The organism is Actinoplanes xinjiangensis, from assembly GCF_003148685.1.
Classification (GTDB): Bacteria; Actinomycetota; Actinomycetes; order Mycobacteriales; family Micromonosporaceae; genus Actinoplanes; species Actinoplanes xinjiangensis.
The window spans coordinates 122633-143629 of record NZ_QGGR01000019.1; the positions used below are offsets into that span (position 1 = coordinate 122633).

The 20997-nt window shown below is 71.9% G+C and carries 14 protein-coding genes and 2 pseudogenes; 12 read left to right on the forward strand and 4 right to left on the reverse strand.

Translation table 11 applies throughout. The features are described from left to right. From BC793_RS33565 to BC793_RS51755, 3 genes and pseudogenes are all read left to right on the forward strand, one after another. Positions 1-849 (forward strand): anchored repeat-type ABC transporter permease subunit, encoded by an 849-nt coding sequence (locus BC793_RS33565; protein ID WP_109599871.1) that lies wholly within the window; start codon positions 1-3, stop codon positions 847-849. Positions 850-927: 78 nt separating this feature from the next. Next, a pseudogene (locus BC793_RS51750) lies at positions 928-1887 on the forward strand (choice-of-anchor M domain-containing protein); the annotation flags it as partial. Positions 1888-3354: 1467 nt separating this feature from the next. Next, a pseudogene (locus tag BC793_RS51755) lies at positions 3355-4143 on the forward strand (choice-of-anchor M domain-containing protein); the annotation flags it as partial. 54 nt (positions 4144-4197) lie between these two features. Here BC793_RS51755 and BC793_RS33575 read toward each other — a convergent pair. Beyond that, complete coding sequence (locus BC793_RS33575) at positions 4198-4539, reverse strand: hypothetical protein (RefSeq protein ID WP_109599875.1); 342 nt, start codon at positions 4537-4539, stop codon at positions 4198-4200. Positions 4540-4728: 189 nt separating this feature from the next. Here BC793_RS33575 and BC793_RS33580 point away from each other — a divergent pair, with 189 nt between their 5' ends. After that, positions 4729-5658: a GTP-binding protein gene (locus BC793_RS33580; RefSeq protein ID WP_158319432.1), complete on the forward strand. Its 930-nt coding sequence runs from the start codon at positions 4729-4731 to the stop codon at positions 5656-5658. Here the strand turns inward: BC793_RS33580 and BC793_RS33585 are convergent. After that, positions 5628-5972: an ArsR/SmtB family transcription factor gene (locus BC793_RS33585; RefSeq protein WP_109599879.1), complete on the reverse strand. Its 345-nt coding sequence runs from the start codon at positions 5970-5972 to the stop codon at positions 5628-5630. The two genes, BC793_RS33580 and BC793_RS33585, sit on opposite strands and share 31 nt — an antisense overlap. Before the next feature lie 88 nt (positions 5973-6060). Between BC793_RS33585 and BC793_RS33590 the strand changes: the two genes are divergently transcribed. From BC793_RS33590 to BC793_RS33620, 7 genes are all read left to right on the forward strand, one after another. Continuing rightward, positions 6061-8085: a heavy metal translocating P-type ATPase gene (locus BC793_RS33590; protein WP_109599971.1), complete on the forward strand. Its 2025-nt coding sequence runs from the start codon at positions 6061-6063 to the stop codon at positions 8083-8085. A 56-nt stretch (positions 8086-8141) separates the two neighbouring features. Next, positions 8142-8912 (forward strand): ATP-binding cassette domain-containing protein, encoded by a 771-nt coding sequence (locus BC793_RS33595; RefSeq protein ID WP_109599973.1) that lies wholly within the window; start codon positions 8142-8144, stop codon positions 8910-8912. Further along, positions 8909-9670, forward strand: coding sequence for an ABC transporter ATP-binding protein (locus BC793_RS33600; RefSeq protein WP_109599881.1), 762 nt, complete (start codon positions 8909-8911; stop codon positions 9668-9670). Before BC793_RS33595 ends, BC793_RS33600 begins: the two co-directional genes overlap by 4 nt. Next, entirely contained in the window at positions 9667-10917 is a 1251-nt protein-coding gene (locus BC793_RS33605) for an MFS transporter (protein ID WP_109599883.1), read from the forward strand. The genes BC793_RS33600 and BC793_RS33605 overlap by 4 nt, the downstream gene beginning before the upstream one ends. Before the next feature lie 10 nt (positions 10918-10927). Next, positions 10928-12433, forward strand: coding sequence for an ABC transporter substrate-binding protein (locus BC793_RS33610; protein WP_109599885.1), 1506 nt, complete (start codon positions 10928-10930; stop codon positions 12431-12433). Then, positions 12430-14193, forward strand: a complete 1764-nt coding sequence (locus tag BC793_RS33615; RefSeq protein WP_109599887.1) for an ABC transporter permease subunit — start codon at positions 12430-12432, stop codon at positions 14191-14193. Before BC793_RS33610 ends, BC793_RS33615 begins: the two co-directional genes overlap by 4 nt. Positions 14194-14379: 186 nt before the next feature. Beyond that, positions 14380-16320, forward strand: a complete 1941-nt coding sequence (locus BC793_RS33620) for a hypothetical protein (RefSeq protein WP_146246553.1) — start codon at positions 14380-14382, stop codon at positions 16318-16320. Between the two features lie 184 nt (positions 16321-16504). Here BC793_RS33620 and BC793_RS33625 read toward each other — a convergent pair whose 3' ends face one another. Both BC793_RS33625 and BC793_RS33630 read right to left on the reverse strand, forming a co-directional pair. Then, entirely contained in the window at positions 16505-17890 is a 1386-nt protein-coding gene (locus BC793_RS33625) for a class I adenylate-forming enzyme family protein (protein WP_109599891.1), read from the reverse strand. A gap of 2 nt (positions 17891-17892) precedes the next feature. Next, positions 17893-19410 (reverse strand): NAD(P)-binding domain-containing protein, encoded by a 1518-nt coding sequence (locus BC793_RS33630; protein ID WP_109599893.1) that lies wholly within the window; start codon positions 19408-19410, stop codon positions 17893-17895. Between the two features lie 63 nt (positions 19411-19473). Between BC793_RS33630 and BC793_RS33635 the strand changes: the two genes are divergently transcribed. Continuing rightward, entirely contained in the window at positions 19474-20958 is a 1485-nt protein-coding gene (locus tag BC793_RS33635; RefSeq protein WP_109599895.1) for an aromatic amino acid ammonia-lyase, read from the forward strand. Positions 20959-20997 lie beyond the last annotated feature (39 nt).

Below are 20997 nucleotides of genomic sequence, written 5' to 3' on the forward strand. Positions count from 1 at the left end.
GTGTCCCCGTGGCAGTTCCTCGCCGACCTGACCAACCCCGACCTGGCATTCCTGCCCAAGGCCCTGACCATCGCCGTGCTGTCGGCGATCATGTGCGGGGTCGTCGGCTGCTACGTGGTGCTGCGCGGCATGGCGTTCATCGGCGACGCCGTCGCCCATGCCGTGTTCCCCGGCCTGGCGATCGCGTTCCTGTTCTCCGGCAGCCTGGTCCTCGGCGGCACGATCGCCGGAGTCGTCACCGCCCTGCTGGTGACGGTGTTCGCCCAGAACCGGCGGCTGAAGGAGGACTCCGTCATCGGGATCTTCTTCGTGGCCGCGTTCGCCCTCGGCATCGTGATCATCTCCCGGGCACCGGGCTACGCCGGATCGCTGCAACAGTTCCTGTTCGGCTCGATCACCGGCATCCCCGACCGCGACCTCTACGTCGTCGGTGGCACCACCATCGCCGTGCTCCTGGCGGTGTTCCTGCTGCACAAGGAGTTCGTCGCGGTCACCCTAGACCGGGAGATGGCCCGCGCGCTGGGCCTGCGCACGTTCTGGCTCGACCTCATGCTCTATGTGCTGGTCACCCTGGCCGTGGTGATGGCCGTCCAGACCATCGGCAACATCCTCGTCCTGGCCCTGCTGATCACCCCGGCGGCGACCGCCCGGCTGCTCACCGACCGCCTCGCCGTGATGATGGCGCTCGCACCGGCGATCGGCGCGGGCTGTGCCCTGATCGGCCTCTACCTGTCCTGGTCCTGGGACCTGCCGGTCGGCGGCACCATCGTGCTCACCCTCACCGGCGCCTTCCTGGTCGCCCACCTGGCGGCGCCACGTCACGGGCTGATCGCCCGGCTGGCCGCCTGACGCCTCGCTGCCCGCCTACGCGCCCGGTCACGGCCGGGCGCGCCGTCACCATGCCCGCATCCGAAAGGGAACAGCCCCATGCGCATACGATCACGGCCCCGCCGGAGGGCCGCGGTCCTGGCGGTACTCACCGCCGCGACCGCCGTCGTCCTGGCCCCGGCGTCGACCGCGACCGCCGCCGACGGGCCGGCTCCGCCCCCGCGCGAGCACCGGATCATCGCCGGCGTGCACACCGACGCGGTATCCACGTTCCTCGACGACGGGCGTCTGACGCTGGCGTCGAAGGCCGACGTCGCGGAGGGTAACGGGACTCGGTTCGTCGCCGAGGACGTCCGGTTCCACCTGGCCGACGACGCCAAGGCGACCGTGCCGGCGGGCTACGACTTCATCGCCCCGGCCGGCCGCGAGGTGTGGATCGCACCCGAGTCGAACCCGGGAGCGGGCCGGCTGTGGCCCGGTTTCTCCACCGAATCGGTGCCGGCCGGCGCGATCGAGGGCAACCAGACGACCCTCACCCTCACCGGCTTCGAGGGGCCCGGCAGCCTCGAACTGTTCACCGCTGCCGGGTTCGGTGGCAGCAGGCGGCTGTGGTCTTCGGACGACGACGCCTTCACCGCCTTCACCATCGGCCGCACCCACATGCACGCCAACTGGGCCTTCACCGCTCCCGGCAGTTACCACATCAGCGTGCGGGCCGCGGTCACCGTCGCCGGTCAGCAACAGACAGCCGACGCCACCTACACGTTCGTCGTCGGCGGGCTGCCGGCCGCGACGGGCACCGCCACGAGTCTGACCGCAAGCGCCACCAGCGTCGTCACGGGCGACAACGTGCGCCTCGACGCGACCGTCACTCCGGCGGACGCCACCGGATACGTCGAGTTCCTCGACGGCGACACCGTCCTCGGCCATACGGCAGTCTCCGCAGGCCGTGCCTCCTTCGACGTCACGACCCTGCCACTGGGGAGCCGGTCGCTGACCGCGCGGTACGTGCCGCACCTGCTCAACGAGTTCGGGCGCTCGACGTCGGCACCGGTGACCGTCACGGTCACCGAGCAGGCCGGCGGCGACGTCTTCGCCATCACCGGCCTCGCCGACCGCTACCAGGCCGGCGAGCAGATCGACCTGCGATTCACCGGCGTCACCCTGGGCGACGGCCACCAGGCGTACTGGCTCGTCCGCCCCGCCGGGCAGAGCACCGACTACTACTCGGTGGCCGGCGAGCGGTACACCCGGGACGCCACCGTCTCCCTCGACGGCGCGCAGATGAAGGTGCAGATCCTCGCGGGCGACAAGGTCGTGCAGGAGACCGGCTACCGCACCCTGAAGGTGGACGGTCCCGACATCGGCGTGGGCGAGTCCATCACGCTCACCGGACTGCGCGACAGCTACCACGTGGGAGACCCGGCGCGGGTCTCCGTCGGGCATCGCGCCCTGGCCGACGGTGAACGGGGCCGGTGGTTGATCCGGTCCGTGCCGGGTGGCACCGCGTGGGAGGAGGTCGGCGAGTGGGCGCTGCCCAAACTGGATCCGAGCGGCCCGAACGCATACCTGATCGACACCCTGTGGCTCAATCAGAACGAGTGGGCGTACGAGATCGTCACCGCCGACGGCACGGTCGTGGGCCGCTCCGTCGCTGTCACCGCGGAAGTCACCAATCGGGAGCTGCTGCTCTCCGGCGTCCGCACCGTCTACCGGGCCGGTGACACGCTGGCTGCCACATCCGGGCTCTATCCCGTACGCGACGGCGTCGCCTACGAGTGGGGCATCGCGTCCGGCGAGTGGACCCCGATTCCCGGTGCCGATTCCCCCTCGATCGAGCTGCCGGTCACCTCGGATCTGGACGGCAAGAGCCTGTACCTGAGCGTCACCGACGCCGCGACCGGCTTCCACGTCGCCGGCGCCCAGCAGGAGCTGCGGGTCACCGACGCCGCTCCCGGCGAGCAGCTGCTGTTCCTCGAGTCACTGGCCGGCCATTATCACCAGGGGTACCCGATCCGGCTCCACGCCTTCGCCGACCCGGTGGCGAGCGACACCGACACGTACCGGTGGTTGTGGAAACGCCCCGACCAGGCGGACTTCGTCGTCATGGACAAGGTCACCACGGCGAGTCACGAGGTCCGCGCCGAGCAGGCCCTGGACGGCACGCTGGTCAGGGCCGAACTGTACTCGGCGGGCGGCACGCTGCTGTCCACCAGCGAACCGGCGACCATCCACGTGGACGACCACGGTGCGGCACCACGGGAGAAGGTCACCCTCGACGGCCTCGCCGACAGCTACCGCGTCGGTGACGAGGTGAAACTGTCCGCCTCGGTGACGCCGGCGTCGGTGCTGGCGCGGTGGGAGTGGTATCTGAACGGGCAGCTCGTGGCCGGTCAGAACGGCCCGGGGCTTTCGCTCGCCGCCGCCGCGGAGCACGACGGCGCCGCTGTCGTGGCCCGGCTCACCTTCGACGACGGCCGTAGGTATGTCGAGTCGGCGCCGGTGACCCTGCACATCGACGGCAGCGGTGGACCCGGCGAGCTGGCGCTGTCGGTGTCGGGCATGTCCGACGGCGAGTACCAGCCCGGCGACGCCGTCACGCTGCAGGCCGTCCAGTCGCCACAGGGCCCGCTGGCCGCGTACCAGTGGTTCGCCAAGCGCACCGGTGACTCCGGGTTCGCGCCCATCGAAGGCGAGACCGCAGCCTCCTACGGCTTCACCGCCACCCGCGAGCTCAACGACACCCAGTACCTGGTCAAACTGTACGACGGCCAGACCGTGAAGGCCGTCAGCGAACCGGTCACGGTCAAGGTCGCCCCCGCAACGCCGGGCAGCGCGGCGTCGAAGTCGGTGACCGCGACGATCAGCGAGTCCGACGGAGCCCTCGTCATCAGCGTCGACCCCGCCGACCGGGACATCACCCTGCCTGCGGCGGTGCTGAACGGTGCTGGCGACAGGTGGGAGAGCACCGGCGCTCTGAAGCCGGTCACCGTCACCGACACGCGCGCAGGCCGCCCCGGGTGGGCCGCCTCGGGCCAGGTCCCCGACGGGTTCCGCAGCCCCGACGGCGGAACCTTCACCGGTGCCCATCTCGGCTGGACCCCGACAGTCGTCCAGCAGAGCGACGGGCAGGGCGTGGTGGCCGGCCGGGCCACCGCACCCGGCGTCGGTCTCGGCACCGGCGCTCCGCTCGCGACGGCGCCCGGCGGCTCCGGGCGCGGCACCGCACGGCTCGACGCCGAGTTGCGGCTCAGCGTGCCGACCGACACCGCGGCCGGCACCTACACCGGAACCCTCACCCTGACCGCCATCTGATGACGTGGCGGGGGTGGCCGACTCGGATCGGCTGCCCCCGCCACAGCCACGGATTCACCGGGAGCCGTCGGCCCGGGACACGGAGTCCAGCAGGTGGCGCACCTGTGCGGGGTTCTCGACAGGACCGAAGAGGCTGCCCCGGCGTGCTTCACCCGGCACGACGTCCGGCCGGATGACGGCCACGGCCGGGGCTCGCGTGCAGACGCGCAGGCACTCGCTGCGGATCAGCACCGCGTGCCGGGTGCCGCGGACCGCCTCCCGGAGGGCCCCGAGCAGGGTGGCCGCCTCTCCGCCGGCGCTGCCGGTGTCGGTGCGGTGGCGTAGGGCGGCGCACCGGTGTCCGTCGCAGAACAGGACGGTGACCTCCGGCGTGCGTGGTGTGACCGGTGCGGGCATGCGTCATCTCCTCCGGCGTCGTTGCGGGCGTGGCCCGGCGGACGCCGTTGTCCGCCGGGCCACGGGCGTGCACGCGCCCGGTGGCCCGCTGTCGTCGGTTGAGGCCGGGCGCGGCCCATCCGATGCATCCCCGACTTTACAATGAAAACCGTTTCCAACAAGATGGGTCCGGTAAGGAGAGGAGACTTCATGTCCACCAGTACCGACGTCCTTCTGTGCGGCTTCTGGCGGCATGCGCTGAGCGAGGTCGCCGGTGGTCTCGACGTGCTGCCGGAGACGGTGGAGCCGGACGAGAGCCGGGTCTCCGGCCGGTCGGCTCCAGCCGTCGTCACGGTCGTGCCCGCCGATCTGCTGCTCGACGGGCTGACCGACGAGCGGCCGTTGCGTGAGGTGGGCCTGCACCGCGACGACCGCGACGAACGCGGCGTCGGCGATCTGGTGGCCCGGCAGATCGAGCAGGCCGACGCCGTCCTGCTGACCGGGGAGCTGGACGACGAATGGGAGACCGGGCAACTGCGGGTGCTGCTGCGCAGGCTCGCACCGTGGGCCGGCCACCTACGCCCGGGTGATGCGCTGACCTCGGTCCGCGGCCGAGCCGAACCGGTCGCAGCCGCCACTCGCGGTCTGCGCGGACACGCCGTGGGAGTGCACGAACCGGTACCCGATCACGGGGTGTCCGCCTGCATCTTCCGCGCCCGGCGCCCGTTCCATCCGGTCCGGCTGCACGACGCCCTCGACCGGGTCACCGAGCATGTGCTGCGTTCCCGCGGCTACTTCTGGCTCGCCAGTCGCCCCGACCTGATCATGACGTGGGAGTCCGCCGGCGGTCTCACGCTGGGCCCGCACAGTGGCTGGCTGGCCGGGCTCCCCGACGAACACTGGGCCGAGGTGGACGCTGAACGCCGCCTCGCCGCCGCCCTGGACTGGGACCCGTACTACGACGACCGGCACCACCAGCTCTCTTTCACCGGCATCGACCTGGACCCGGTCCGCATTCACCGCACCCTGACCCGCTGCCTGCTCACCGACGACGAGCTGTCCCGCGGAGAACAGCACTGGCGGCAGTTGCCGGACCCGTTCCGGCGCGCCTATCCCGCCTCGGCGGCGACCGAGGTGTGATCGGTCGTGCCGGCGTGGAACAGGGCTTCGCTCAGCAGGGCGCGCACGTGCGGGTCGGCCGCCGAGTAGTGCACGAAGGTGCCCTCGCGGCGGCCGCGGACCAGGCCGGCCAGACGTAGTTTCGCCAGGTGCTGGCTGACGGCGGTGGGAGCCGCGCCGACCAGCTCGGCCAGACACGCCACCGAGGTCTCGCCCTGGAGCAGCGCCCACAGGATCTTGATCCGGGTGGGGTCGGCGAGCAGCCGGAACCCCTCCGCGGCGGCCAGCACCTGCTCGTCGTCGGGCATCCGGAAGTCGGGCAGAGAGGTGTGCACGACTCCACCATAACGATTCCCACGAACCTGCTCATCCATCTGCCTACGTATCTGCATGACTACGCATGTAGTGTTGCAGCTCGTGACGATGACTTCTGCTCCGCCCGTGTCGGCCACCCCCGGCCGCGTTCCTCCGCCGGCCGGACTCGCCCACCGGCTGTGGCGACTTCCGGAAGGACGCTGGGCGTCGCTGGCCACCGTCCTCTTCGCCGGAGGGGCCGCCGCTCAACTGCTCGGCGCGCCCGCACCGGTGTGGTGGGCTCTGTATCTGAGCTGTTACGTCACCGGCGGCTGGGAGCCGGCCCTGTCCGGAATGCGGGCGCTGCGTGAGCGCACCCTCGACGTGGACCTGCTGATGATCGTCGCCGCCATCGGCGCCGCCGCCATCGGCCAGGTCTTCGACGGAGCGCTGCTGATCGTCATCTTCGCCACCTCCGGGGCGCTGGAGGCCTTCGCGACCGCCCGCACCGCCGACTCGGTGCGCGCCCTGCTCGACGTCACGCCACAACAGGCCACCCGCGTCGGCACCGACGGCATCGAGGACCGGATCGCCACCACCGACCTGCAGAGGGGCGACCTCATCCGGATCCGCCCCGGGGAGCGGGTCGGCGCCGACGCGATCGTCGTGGACGGAACCAGTGAGGTCGACCAGGCCTCGATCACCGGCGAACCGCTCCCGGTGGCGAAACTGGCCGGTGACGAGGTGTTCGCCGGCACCCTCAACGGCACCGGCACCCTGCTCGCCCGGGTGCACCGGGAAGCCGGCGAGTCGGTGATCGCCCGGATCGTCACCATGGTCGAACAGGCCTCCGCCACCAAGGCCCGCACCCAGCTGTTCATCGAGAAGATCGAACAGCGCTACTCCATCGGCGTCGTCGTCGCGACCCTCGCCCTGTTCACCATCCCGCTGGTGTTCGGTGCGGACCTCGAGTCCACGCTGCTGCGCGCCATGACCTTCATGATCGTGGCGTCACCCTGCGCGGTGGTGCTCGCGACCATGCCGCCGCTGCTGTCGGCCATCGCCCTGGCCGGCCGGCACGGCGTGCTGGTCAAGTCCGCCGTGGTGATGGAACGGCTGGCCGACGTCGATGTGGTCGCCTTCGACAAGACCGGCACCCTGACCGACGGAACGCCGCGCGTCGCGGCCGTCCACCCGGCACCCGGTCACACCGTCGAGGAACTGCTGCGCCTGGCCGCCGCCACCGAACGGCGCAGCGAGCACCCGGTGGCCGCCGCCGTCGTGGCGGAGGCCCGCGCCCGCGGACTGGACGTGCCGGAGCCCACCGAGTTCACGTCCACCCCGGGCCGCGGCGTGCGAGCGCTGGTCGACGGCCGGACGGTCGCCGTCGGCAGCCCCGCGCTGATGGACAGTCCACCCGCTGCCGCGACCGAGGCCGAAGCCGCCGGCCACACCGCCCTGGTCGTGCTGGTCGACGACGAACCGGCCGGAGTGCTCGTGCTCACCGATCGCATCCGGTCCGCCACCGCCGGCGCGGTCACCGCCCTGCGACAGCTCACCGGCACCACCCCCGTCCTGCTCACCGGTGACAACGCCGGCGCCGCCGGCCATCTCGCGGCGCAGGCCGGCATCAGCGAGGTGCACGCCGGGCTGCTGCCTGAGGACAAGGTCGAGCGGGTACGGGCGTTGCAGTCACGCGCCGGCCGGGTGCTGCTGGCCGGCGACGGCGTCAACGACGCACCCGCCATGGCGACCGCCGATCTGGGCGTGGCCATGGGCCGCCGGGGCTCCGACCTGGCGCTGGAGACCGCCGACGCGGTTCTGGTCCGCGATGATCTGGCCGCTCTGCCCGCCGTCATCGCCCTGGCCCGGCGTGCCCGCCGGCTCGTACAGGTCAACCTGATCATCGCGGGCACCTTCATCACCGTGCTGGTCTGCTGGGACCTGTTCGGCCACCTCCCGCTGCCGCTCGGCGTCGCCGGGCACGAGGGGTCCACGGTCATCGTCGGCCTCAACGGCCTGCGCCTGCTCACGTCCGGCGCATGGCGCCGGGCCCAGGCGGAGGCGGCGCGGGACGGTGGCGCAGCAGGGCCGGCCCACTCGGAGGCGACCGGGCAGCCTCAGGGCGAGGTGGACAGAGCCCGGTCGGTGTGATCGCGAACCCGGAGCCCTCCACGCTGCCGGGAATGACAACGGTTATCATCTTCACCATGTTGAAGCTGTCGGGCCTGTCGATACGTCTCGGCGGCCGGCTGGTGGTCGACGACGTGAACCTCACCGTCGAGCCGGGACAGACCGTCGGCCTCATCGGCGGCTCCGGATCAGGCAAGACCCTCACCGCCCTCGGCGTGCTCGGCCTGTTGCCCGGCGCCGCGCACGCCGAGGGCCACATCGGACTCGGCGGCATCGAGCTGTGCGGTGCTCCCGAGCGGCGGCTGCGACAGGTACGCGGCTGCCGGATCGGGTTCGTCGGACAGGACGCCCTCGCCGCACTCAACCCCCTCGCCACGATCGGCCGCCACCTGTGCATCCCGCTGCGCCGCCACCGCGGCCTGAACCGCCGCGAGGCCGCCCGCGCCGCCGGTGACCTGCTCGAGCGGGTCGGGCTGGCGGCCGACACCGTCCGGGCATACCCGGCACAGCTGTCCGGTGGGCAACGGCAGCGCGCCGCGATCGCGCTGGCCGTGGCCGGCCGTCCGGGTCTGCTGATCGCCGACGAGCCGACCAGCGCGCTCGATCCACCGAATCAGGCCGGCATCCTCGACCTGCTGCGCGCTCTACCGCCGGCCGCCGACGGCAGACCGACGGCGCTGTTGCTGATCAGCCACGACCTCGCCGTCGTCGCCCGGCTCTGCGACCGGATCGCCGTGATGCACGACGGCTGCCTGGTCGAGCAGGGCGACACCGCCGAACTGATCGCGGCGCCGTCTCACCCGTACACCCGGGCGCTGGTGGCCTCGGCCCGGGCGCTGGCCGCATGACCGCCCTGCTCACCGCCACCGGCCTCATGAAGTCCTACCGCTCACATCCGGTTCTGGACGGCGTCGGCCTCACCGTGCATCCCGGTGACCGACTCGGCATCCTGGGCGCCTCCGGGGCCGGCAAATCGACGCTGCTGCGGCTGCTTCTGGCGGTCGAGGCACCGGACCGCGGTGAGATCCACTTCCGCGACCAGCCGGTACGACCGGGACGCCCCGGCACGCTGGCCTGGTTCCGCCGCGCGGTGCAACTCGTACCCCAGGACCCGTACGGCTCCCTGAGTCCGCGCATGACGGTCGCCGAGATCATCGCGGAACCGCTGGTCTGCCTACGTGTGCCGGGCGACCACACGGCCCGGGTCCGTGAACTGCTTGCCGCCGTCGACCTCGATCCCGCCCTGGCCGGACGCCGGCCGGCCGCCCTGTCCGGTGGGCAGCGGCAGCGGGTCGCGGTGGCCCGCGCGCTCGCCCCCGAACCGCAACTCCTGATCGCCGACGAGCCGGTCAGCGCGCTGGACGCGACCGTCCGGGTCACCGTCCTGGACCTGCTGCGCGAAGCGTCCGAGCGGGCCGGGGCCGCGCTGGTCATGGTGTCGCACGACGTCGCCGCGGTACGCCGGATCTGCACCAGCGTCGCGGTCCTGCACCAGGGGCGGATCGCCGAGTCCGGCGGCGTCGAGGACGTTCTCGGACGGCCCGGCAGCCAGGCGACCCGGGACCTGTTGGCCGCCGTGCCCCGGCTGCCCTCGGTGCCGGCATGATGCGGAGTCCGCGCCGGTGGCTGGTGCTCGCTGAGATCGTGCACCTGCCCGCCGTACCGCGACTGCTGGTTCTGACCCAGCTCGCCTTCAACATCGGCTTCTACCTGGTGCTGCCGTTCCTGGCCGGCCATCTGGCCGACGACCTCGGCCTGGCCGCCGCCACCGTGGGTCTGGTGCTCGGCCTGCGCACCTTCAGCCAGCAGGGGCTGTTCCTGCTCGGCGGCGTGCTGGCCGACAAGTTCGGGGTCCGGCCCGTGGTGCTCACCGGCTGCGCGATCCGGGTCGCCGGATTCCTGGTGCTCGCCTTCGCCGGCAGCCTGCCGGGTGTGCTGGCCGGCGCCATGCTCACCGGTGTCGCCGCCGCACTGTTCTCCCCCGCCGTCGAATCCGCCCTGGCCCGCGAAGGGGCCCGGCTCGAGCAGTCGGGACAGCTCCCGCGTACCGAACTGTTCGCGATGTTCGCCGTCGCCGGTGAGGCCGGCGCGGTCACCGGCCCGCTGCTCGGCGTCCTGCTGCTCTCCGTCGGATTCCAGGTCACCGGCATCGCGGCCGCGGTCGTGTTCGTGGCGATCCTCGCCATGCACTGGCGGTGGCTACCCGCCGGCCCCGGCGCCCACGCCGGCGAGCCGGCCGGCCCCGCGCTGCGCGAGGTGTTCGGCAATCGCCGCTTCCTGGCCTTCGCCGCGGCGAACAGCGCCAACCTGTTCGCCTACAACCAGCTCTACCTGGCCCTGCCCCTGGAACTGAGGCGCATCGACGGCGACGGCGCCCTCGGGTGGCTGTTCGCCCTCGCGTCCATCATGGTGGTCGCCGGGCAGATGCCGATCGCCCGGTACGCCCGGGACGTGCTCGGCCCGCGCCGGGCCCTCGTCCTCGGGTTCCTGATCATCGCCGGCGCGTTCACGACGGTCGCCGTCCTGGTCCCGCTGACCTCCTCCGTGCTGCCGGCGGTGACCCTGGTCGTCCTGCTCACCGCCGGGCAGATGCTGGTGAACCCGATGGCCGGCGATGTCACCGCACGGCTCGCCGGAGAACGGCGCCTGGGCGCCCACTTCGGCGTCGTCTCCGCCGCCGGCGGGCTGGCCGTCCTCGCGGGCAGCACCGCCACCGGAGCCCTCATGGATGTGGCGCCGCCGTCGTCGCCACTGCCCTGGGCGGCACTCGCCGCCGTACCTCTGCTGAGCGCCGCCGCGCTCTGGCTGATCACCCCCACGACGGCCGTGCGCGAGCCCGCGCCGTCGGCATGAAAGGTAGACCGTGAAACGACGGATCCTGCTGGCCGCCACGGCCGCGGCCACCCTGGCCGGCACCGCCGGCTGCTTCGCCGAACAGGCCGCCCCCGCCACGGGCGCAGACCGGACACGGCTACGTGTCGGCATGGCCTTCGCCCCCGACGGGCAACTGTCGCCCTACACCGACGACGCCACCCTGATCACCCAGCTCGGCGCCGCCGAACCGCTGGTCCGGCTCAAAGCCGACGGCCAGGCCGAACCGGCACTCGCCGCGAGCTGGACCCGGCCCGACGCCAGGACGGTACGGCTCACGCTGCGCGACGGCGTCACCTTCCACGACGGCACGGCCTTGACCGCTCAGGCCGCCGCGGACGCGCTGACGAACGCGACCGCCGCCAAGCCGGTGCCCCGCGCCATCGCCGCCGTCAAGCTCACCGCCACCGCCGTCGACGACACGACCGTCGAGGTACGCGCCGCACAGCCGGACCCGGTGCTGCTCAACCGGCTGGCCAGCCCACAACTGGTGATCCTCGCGCCGAAGGCCTACCAGAAGAACGCCGGCAGCCCCGACCCCGTCGGCCACGGCACCGGCCCGTTCCGGTTCACCACGGTCCAGGGCTCCTCCGCCGCCACCCTGGAACGCTTCGACACGTACTGGGGTGGCCGCCCACAACTGACCGGCCTGGACGTACGGTTCCTGCCCGACGGCGCCGCCCGCGCCGGAGCACTGCGCGCCGGCGAAGTCGACGTCGTCAACGCCCTCCCGGTGGCCCAGCTGCCCAACATCACCGGCCGGCGGGTCATCGAGATCCCGCTACCGCGCACCATCGGACTGCATCTGGTCAGCACCGAGGGCAAGACCTTCGCCGACGCCGGGCTGCGCGCCGCCGCGAAAACCGCCATCGACCCGGCCGCCATCACCGCAACCGTCTACGAGAATCGCGCCGACGCCCCGGCCGGCCTGTTCGGTCCCGCCTCGGCCTGGGCCACCGCCGGTCGCGCCGCCGTACCGGCCGTGACCCCGGCCGCCGCCGCCGACCCGGCCGGCCGCAAGATCACCCTGGCCACCTACACCGACCGGCCGGAGCTGCCCGAAGTCGCCACCGCGATCGCCGCCGCGTGGAAGGCCCGCGGCTTCGAGGTGGAGACCGTGGTCCGCGAGTACACCGTCCTGGAACCCGACCTGCTCACCGGAACGTTCGACGCCGTCCTCGGCACCCGCTCCTACCTGCTGGACTCCGCCGACCCGATCGGCTACCTGCGCTCCGACTTCTCCTGCGACGGCAGCTACAACCTGGCCCGCTTCTGCGACCCGGCCGTCGACACCCGACTGGACACCGCCGACGCCCTCACCGACATCACCGCCCGGCAGACCGCCGCCCTGCAGATCGAAGCTGACCTGACCGGCCACGCGATCACCGTGCCGATCGGCCACGAACGAGCCCGCATCGGCACCGCCGACAACGTCACCGGCATCACCGAGGACCCCTACGAGCGAACCCTCGTCACCGCGGGCACCACACTGCGATGAGAGCCCTCACCGCCACCCGCCGGTGGGCCGCCCTCACCGCAACCGCCAGCGGGCTGGCGGTGCTCGTCGCCGCGCTGCCCTGGCTGCGCGGCGACGACCCGGCCCGCTCCGTACTGCGCGCCCGTCTCGGCGAACGCGAACCCGACCCGGCCGCGCTGGCCGCCGTCCGCTCCGACCTCGACCTGCCCGCCGACCCGCTACAGGGCGCCGGACAGTGGCTGTCGCGCGCGGTCACCGGCGACCTCGGCCGGTCCTGGGTCGACGGCGCCTCCGTGGCCGACACCCTCACGAACGCGGCCGGAGTGTCCGCACTGCTCTCCGGCACCGCCGCCACGATCGCGGCGATCGTCGGCGTGCTCCTGGCCGTACCCGCCGCCTGGGCCGCGGCAGGCCGCCGCCGGCCACGCGCGGGATACGCCGCGGCCGCCCTCGCCGCCCTGCCCGAGTTCGTGCTCGCCGCCGTACTGATCACCGTCGTCGCGGTCAACTGGCGGCTCGCCCCGACCGCCGGCTGGTTCGGCCCCACCCACCTCGTACTGCCGGCCCTGTCGCTCGGCATCCCCACCGGAGGACTGCTCGCCCGGCTGCTCACCACCGCCGTCGAGGCCACCGCCGCCGAACCGTGGGTACACACCTGGCGCGCCGCCGGCAGCGGCCGCCGTGAACTCGCCACCGCCCTGCTGCGCCGCGCGATCACCGCCGTCGTCCCCCAGGTGGCGGTGCTGTTCGTAGGGGTGCTCGGCGGCGCGGTCGCCGTCGAGCAGCTGTTCGCCATCCCCGGGCTCGGCCGTATCGCCCTGCACGCCAGCCTGGCCCAGGACCTGCCTCTGGTTCAGGGCTGCGTGCTGTTCCTGGTCGTCACGGGCGTGCTGGTCGGCGGCCTGGGCATCACCGCACACCGGCTGCTGATCGGGCCCGCCGGGCAGGCCGCCGGCCTCATCCCGGCTGTGCCGGAACACCGGCACAGCCCCTACGCGGTGCCCCTGACCGCGGCGCTGCTGCTCACCACGGTCGTCGGCGTCGGGCTGCTACGCGACGCCGAACGCGTACGACTCGACCAGCGGCTGGGCTCACCGTCGTGGGATCACCCGCTCGGCACCGACCCGGTCGGCCGCGACGTACTGGCCCAACTCGCGCACGGCGCGATTCTCACCGTGGGCACCGCCGCTGTCGTCACCGTCCTGTCCCTGCTCGTCGGGCTCGCCGCCGGGCTGCGAGGCGGCACCGCCCGCACCGGGACCGCCGACGTGCTCAACGCCTTGCCGCCCGTGTTCGTCGGCCTGGTCATCGCCGCGCTGGCCGGTCCCGGACTGACCGCCGCAGCCCTCGCCGCCGCCCTGGTCGCCTGGGTGCCCCTGGCCGTGCACACCCGCAGCCTCGCCGAGGAGGTCCGCGCCAGCGGCTACTACCGCGCCGCCGAACTCTGCGGCGCCGGACCCGGGCGCCTCCTGCGCCGGCACCTGCTGCCCGCCGTCGCCGGGCCGGTCGTGCTGCACGCCCTCGCCCGGGTCCCGGCCACCGCACTCACCATCGCCGGCCTCGGTTTCCTCGGCCTCGGCGCCGGCCACGACTCCCCCGAGTGGGGCGCCCAACTCGCCGCCGCCGTCACCTACCTGGAACGAGCTCCGCTGGCGGTACTCGGGCCGGTCGCCGGACTGGGACTGCTCGGCGTGCTCGCCGCCACACCCGGCAGCGGCCTTCTCACTCGTCCGCCCGGCCGCCTGCTCCTGCGAGGACTTCGCCCTCTTCACCAGCGATGATGTACGGTCTCCCGCCCGGCTCGCGCGGCGATCAGCGCTTCCGGTATGCATCGGGCCGGCGGTTGTCCTTCTACGACTGAAAGCACCCGGGCATCATCCGAATGTGCGACAAGCACGACAGACGGTGGTTTCCTGTGCCAGCGTGGCTGGTAGCGCGAGTGTCAGCGGCACGAAAGATTGGCTCCCATGAGGATTCGACGGCGGACGGCCGTGGTCATGGTCCTGCTGCTCGTGGCCGGTATCGGCGTCAGCGTCGTCGCGTACCGACAGTGGTTCGGATCCTCCGCGGTTTCCGTCGGCTCCTCCGGTGGGCGCATCGGACCGGCCGACGGCCCCGCGCAACTCGAAGTCCCCGTCGGCGCGGTCGAGGAATCCACCGAGGTGACGATCGCCGCGGACACGCCGGATCCGGCGTGGACCCGGGATGCCACCGCGATACCGCTCGGTACCGGCGCCGACATCACACCGGCTGCCCCGCTGCCTGGTGCCAGCGTTCGGATACCGCTGACCGAGGACGATCTGGCGACCATCACCGCCCACGGCTCCACGGCGAACGACGTTCTGATCTTCGTCTACGAGCCCGGAATCGACGCCTGGGTGCCGCTGCCCACCACGTTCGACACCGCGGCGGGTCAGGTGGTGGCGCCCGCACCGCACTTCTCGCGCTTCCGGCCCGGCCTGCCGAACATCAAGCTGCCCACTGAGCTGCTCGACAAGGTTTCGAACGCGGCGAAGAAGGGCCTGAGCTCGCTGCAGAAATTCGCCACCGGCCTGTTCAGCGAGGTCGCCAAGAACCTCCGCGAGAGACTGACCGGCGAGCAACAGGACATCGCATGCCCGAACAGCAGACTGTCATGGACGGTGACGGCCACCGTCGACGAGAACACCGGCTGCGTCGAGCTTCCCGATGACGGGCGGGAGGCGGTCCAACTCCGCTCCACCCTCAACTTCCCTCAGGTCGTCACCGTGCCGGCTGGTGCATCGGTCGCCGAGAATCCCTATTGGGACGACCTGGATCCGGTGGGACGCCTGGTGTCGTTCCTCGACCGGTCCACCGGGCACGGCTACGTCGACGCACTCGGCCGCGGCCAGGTGATGCTGCCGAAGGGAACCACCCCACTCGACGACACCACCGCGCTACGGATGGAGCCGGACAAACTCGGGCTCGCCCTCACCACGGTGCTCTCGCTGCTGGAACTGCTGCCCGGCGCCAAGTCATGGCTGGTCGTCCTGGAAGACACCACCGTGCTCGAACAACTGCGGGTGGTGAAGGACTCCGCCGGCAGCCTGTCCGTCGCCTACGACCGGATCGAGACCGTCGTACGGGAGTCGTCGGTCGAGACGGTCGACAAGCCGTCAGCCGTCAAGCAGGCGGAGAGTTTCCTGGCCCTTGCGGAGTGCGTGACCACTGCCGTGACCGAGGTGACCTCGAGCGAGGAGCGCAGCCTGCCCGCATTCATGGTCACCGTCTTCGATTTCCTGCGTGACTGCACGTCCACGCTGCAGAACACCGCCGTCTCCGGATACCTGGACGTACTGGACACCGTCGGCTCCGTGGTCGGCGTCCTGCGCACGGTCTTCGACGCGGGCCTGGCCGGTCTGCGGTCGTGGGGTGGCCGGGTCGACGTGACCGTCCGGCACCGGATCGCCGACCCGCTGAAGGACACGAACTGGAAGAAGGCCTACCCGCAGGCGTGCCCCTTCGAGGATCAGGGTTTCGGCCGCTCGATCGACGACGTCGTACGAGCCGACTTCACCGGCGATGAGGTCGCCGACGCCGTCGTCGTCGCCAGCTGCGAACAGGACGCCGGCCGGACCTCACAGGAGACACAGGCCTTCGACGGGGCAGGTGATCCGAAGAAGCCGACGTCGTTGCGCAAACTGCTCGGCACCACGGCGGACACCGAGATGGGACCGCCGGTGACCGTGACCGTCACCGACAGCACCATCACGGTGCAAGGGTGGACCTTCGCCTTCAACGTCGATGGGGACCTCACCAGGATCTCCCAGACCTACACCTGGAACGGGAAGTCGCTGGACGCGGAACCGATCATCCGAACGGACGTCCCCATTCCCGCCTGTCTGCCTTCGGGCGCCGTGCCTGATGGCGTACCGATCTGTTCCTGAGGTGGCCGCGGGCGCCCGATCGCCGGCGCAGACCGATGCCGAGCCGCGATCCCGGAGCGGGCGATCAGAGGATCGCCCGCTCCGGGAGGTGATGCCTATCTGATGGTGATGGTGGCGGATTGGCGCTGGTTGTCGATGATGTAGGCGTCGTGCCGGGCCGGGTCAACGCCCGGCTAAGGCGACGCTAAAGGCGCGGATGGGGGGACGTGGATGCCAGTGCGGCTTTGTCGGGTTTGCCGGCCGGCGACAGGGGGACCTGGTCGATCACCGTCACCGTCCGGGGCATGTGGGACCGGCCGAGGTTCGCCTCGACCAGCTCACGCAGCTGGGCCGGGTTCGGGGTCGCGCCGGTGGCGGGAACCACGAAGGCGTGGACGGCCTCGCCCGTCTCGTCGTCGGGGCGGCCGATGACATACGCCTCGGCCACTGCCGGGTCGGTGGCGAGCAGGCGTTCGATCGGGCCCGCGTAGACCAGGGTGGCCTGGACGATGATCACGTCTCGGGCCCGGCCGAGCAGGTGCAGGTAGCCGTCGTCGTCGAGTGCGGCCAGGTCGCGGGTACGGATCCAGCCGTCGACGAAGACCCGGGCACTCTCCGAGGGGTCCCGCCAGTAGGAGCCGGCTTGCGCGGGCGTTCGCACGTACAGCTCGCCGTCGCAGAATTTGAGGTCGATGACCGATGGGGGCCGGCCGACCGTGTCGGGTCTCTCCCCCGGCGACGCCATCGAGATCATGCCGGTCTCGGTCTGGCCGTATCCGTGGAAGACGACCGGGCCGAGGACGTCGAGCGCCTCCCGCAGGCGGCCCGGCTCCAGAGGAGAGCCGGAGACCATCAGGGCTTTCAGGTTGCTCAGGTCGACCGGGTCGGCGCGCTGGGAGCGGACCAGCTGGTGCAACTTCCCGACCGTGATGACACTGGCGGTGGCCCGGTGCCGGACGAACGCGTCCGGGAACGCCGGCGGGTGGGCGGCCACCAGGGTGCCGCCCGCGGTGAGCGCGAGAATGCCGTATTCCAGCATGACCTGGCTGTTCAGCGACCCGAAGACCAGGTACCGGTCCAGTCGGGTGGCCAGCTCCGCGATCGCCGGCGGCCAGCGGTCCGGGTGGGGCGCCCAGGCGGCGGACATCGCCGCGTACGTCTGGGCACAGCCCTTGGGGTGACCGGTGCTCCCGCTCGTGTAGATGATCCGCGCGACGTCCGAAGCCCGGCCGGCCGCGGTGACGGGAGACGGCGGGGAGTTCAGCAGGCCGGCAACGGTCGCATCCTCGATCAGGACGGCGTCGTCGCGCTCCAGCAGATACTCCAGCCGGCCCGGAGCGAGACCCGACGGGATACCGCAGACCCGCGCGCCGACCGCGAACGCGGCGATCGTCGCCGCGAAGGCCTCGGCGTTGATCCCGAGCCGCAGCGCGACACCCCGGCCCGGCCCGAGATCCCGGCGCCGCAGGCCGGTCGCGATCCGCCGGATCAGCGTGTACATCTGCGCCGCCGTCACCACCCGGTCGCCGTCCTCGAAGACCGGGCGGTCACCGCCGGTGGCGAGCAGATCCAGTACCGGACCGGGCCACATGATCAGAGGATGCCCTTGATGAACCGGGCCAGCGGCTCCTGATGCACGGAGGGGATGTTCCAGTGGTTCTCCAGGTTCTCGGCCAGATGGTGCTCGGCCACCACCTCGCCGTCGCGGCGCGCCCGCACCACCGGGTGCAGATAACTGGCCCGGTGGGCGGTGGCGGCGTCGTTCTCGGCGATCCGCGGGACGGTGATGTCGAACGGGTCGACCAGGTCGTGGCCGGGCCCGTATTCGAGGGTGACCACGAACGCCAACGGCTCGGGCCGCAGGTAGGCGACCGGGATCTCCTCGTGGTAGGCGGCCCGCCCGTCGGCCACGGTGACCACGTCGGCCAGCACGGCGAACTGCTGCCACAGCGCGGACGTGACGTTGATCCGGGCGATGATCGCGTCGGTGATCGCCTCCGGGGTGGCGTCGACCGGCGTGGACGGCCACGGGATGTCGTGGTGGCGGCTGCGCAGAATCCGGTACAGGGCGCGGACGGCGTACCGGAAACCGTGGATGAAGCCGTTGGTGGACTTCTTGAAATCACGCTGCTGTGACAGCGTGCCGGCGAAATAGAGACCGGGGACGTTGACCGACTCGAATGCCGGGGTCTGCGCCGGGAACCGGTCGTCGATCACCAGTTCGGGCCGGGCCGACTCGTCGAAGAGGGACGCGTCGAACTGGAAGCCGGTGGCCAGGATGATCCGGTCGTAGTCGATCTCGCGCAGGCGTTCGCTGGTCCGGGCGTACCGGAAGACGATCCGGAAGCCGCCGTCGTCGCGCCGGGTGATCTGCTCCACGGTGCCGTCCAGCACCGCGTTCTGCGACTTCAGCTGGTACGTGTCGAGGAAGTTGTTGTTGACCGCCCGCAGGTGCCCGACGTAGTGGGTCTGCCAGGCCAGCCGGATCGAATGCGGCCCGGCCACGTGAATGGTCGAGGCCGTTTCGATCAGGGCGTCCGCGGTCTCGAAGGCGGAGTTCCCCTTGCCGACGATCAGGACCCGCTGGTTCTCGAAGTGGGCCGGGTCGACGCTGACCGTGTCGTAGCGTTCGCACAGTTCGGCGCCCTCGATCGGCGGCACGTAGAGCTTCGAGACGCCGGTGGCGACGACGACGCGGCGGGCCTGCCACGATCGATCACCGGCCACGACGGTGAACACCCCGTCCGCATGGGACACGCGGTCCACGCGCGTACCGAAGGCGATGTTCAATCCCTGGGCGAAATCGGCCAGATAGCGCACCAGGTCGTCGGCGCCCGGGAAGTATCTGCGGCTGTAGTTCTTGAACAGCAGAGCCGGGTCGTCGGTGAGCAGCGAGTTCCAGTCCGAGCGCAGATTGAACTCCGGGTCGTCGGAGCCGGTGAACACCTTGTTGATGGAGATCAGCGTCCGATGTCGCGGATAGCGGGTGAAGAACGTGCCCGGCGCGTCGCCGGCCTCCAGGACGACGTAGTCGTGGCCGTCGCGTTCCATCAGGGAGGCGAGCTGCAAGCCGGCGGGCCCGGCCCCGATGACGAGATAGTCGTGCGTCATGAGCCGGAACGTACTGATCCGATTTCAGAGGGTTCTGAGAAGTCCTCACTAGCGTCGGCGGCCATGACGATCGAGGTGGATCTGGCGGCCCCGCTGCGCATCGCGGACCTGCACGCCGCCCGCGAGCCGATCACCGTGCTGGTCGGGCCGGCGGTCCGCGAGCGGGTGACGGCCGGGCGTGTCTTCCTGGCCAAGGTGCTCGGCGACGACCGGGCGGTCTACGGCGCCACCACCGGTTTCGGGGCACTCGTCGGCTACGCGGGCCGCGCCGACCAGCGCGACCAGGCCGACAACACCCTCGCCCACCTGGGAGCCGGTCAGGGCCCCGACCTCGACCCGGACCTGGCCCGCGCCACCATGCTGGTCCGCGCGCACTCGCTGGCCCGGGGCGCCTCGGGTGTGTCGCCGCACGTCGTCGACGCCCTCGCGGCCGCGCTGGGCACGACCTTCGCGCCGGCGATGCCGCGCCTGGGCTCGGTCGGCGCGAGCGGCGATCTCATCCCGCTCGGCGCCGCGGCGCAGGCTCTGCGAGGGCGCGGACACGCCTACCTGCACGGCGAGAGGCTCACCGCCGGGCAGGCCCTCCACCTGGCCGGCCTGGAGCCGCTGCCGCTCGACGGCCGGGACGCGCTGGCCCTGGTCAACGGCACGTCGCTGACCACCGCCGCGACCGCGCTCGCGCTGATGCGGATCCGCGCCTCGCACCGGGTGATCCAGCTGCTCACGTGCGTGCTCGCCGACCTGCTCGGCTGCGACCCGCAGTTCCTCGACGCGGGGCTGCTCGACGCGTACGGGCACGCGGGCGCGATCACGGTGGCGGCCCGGATGCGCGCGGCCCTCGACGGAGTGACGCCGTCCGGAACGCGGCCGTTGCAGGAGCCGTACTCGATCCGGTGCACACCCCAGCTGCTCGGCGCGGCCGAGGACGCGCTGCGCTACGTCGACGGCGTCGTCACGGCCGACCTGGCCGGTGTCAGCGACAACCCGCTGTTCTTCCCGGGCACCGACCAGGTCGTCCACGGGGGAAACTTCTTCGGCCAGCCCGCCGCCTTCGCCGCGGACGTCCTCACCATGGTCCTCGCGCAGCTCGGCAACCTGGCCGAACGCCAATTGGACCTGCTCGTCGACCCGGTCCGCAACGGCGGCCTCCCACCGATGCTCGCCGCCGGTCCCGGCCGGCAGCACGGCCTCCAGGGCGTCCAGCTGGCCTCGACCGCCCTGATCGCCGAGATCCGCCGCGACGCGATGCCGGCGAGCATCCAGTCCCTGCCGACGAACCTCCACAACCAAGACATAATCCCCTTGGGTACGCAGTCCGCACTGCGCGCTCTCGATCAGTCCCGCCTGCTCAGCCTGATCACCGGCTCGCTGGCGCTCGGGCTGCGCCAGGCCACGCACGTCGGAGCACGCACACCTACCGCCCCCGCCTGCGCACGGATTCTGGACGCGCTGGCCGACGCGATCGCGCCGATCGACCCGGACCGCCCGCTGGAAGCAGAGGTCCGCCTGGCCGCCGAGATCGCCGAATCGCTGGCCGGGCCCGGATGAACCGGTGTCAGTGCTGCGGGCCCGCCGGGACGACATGCC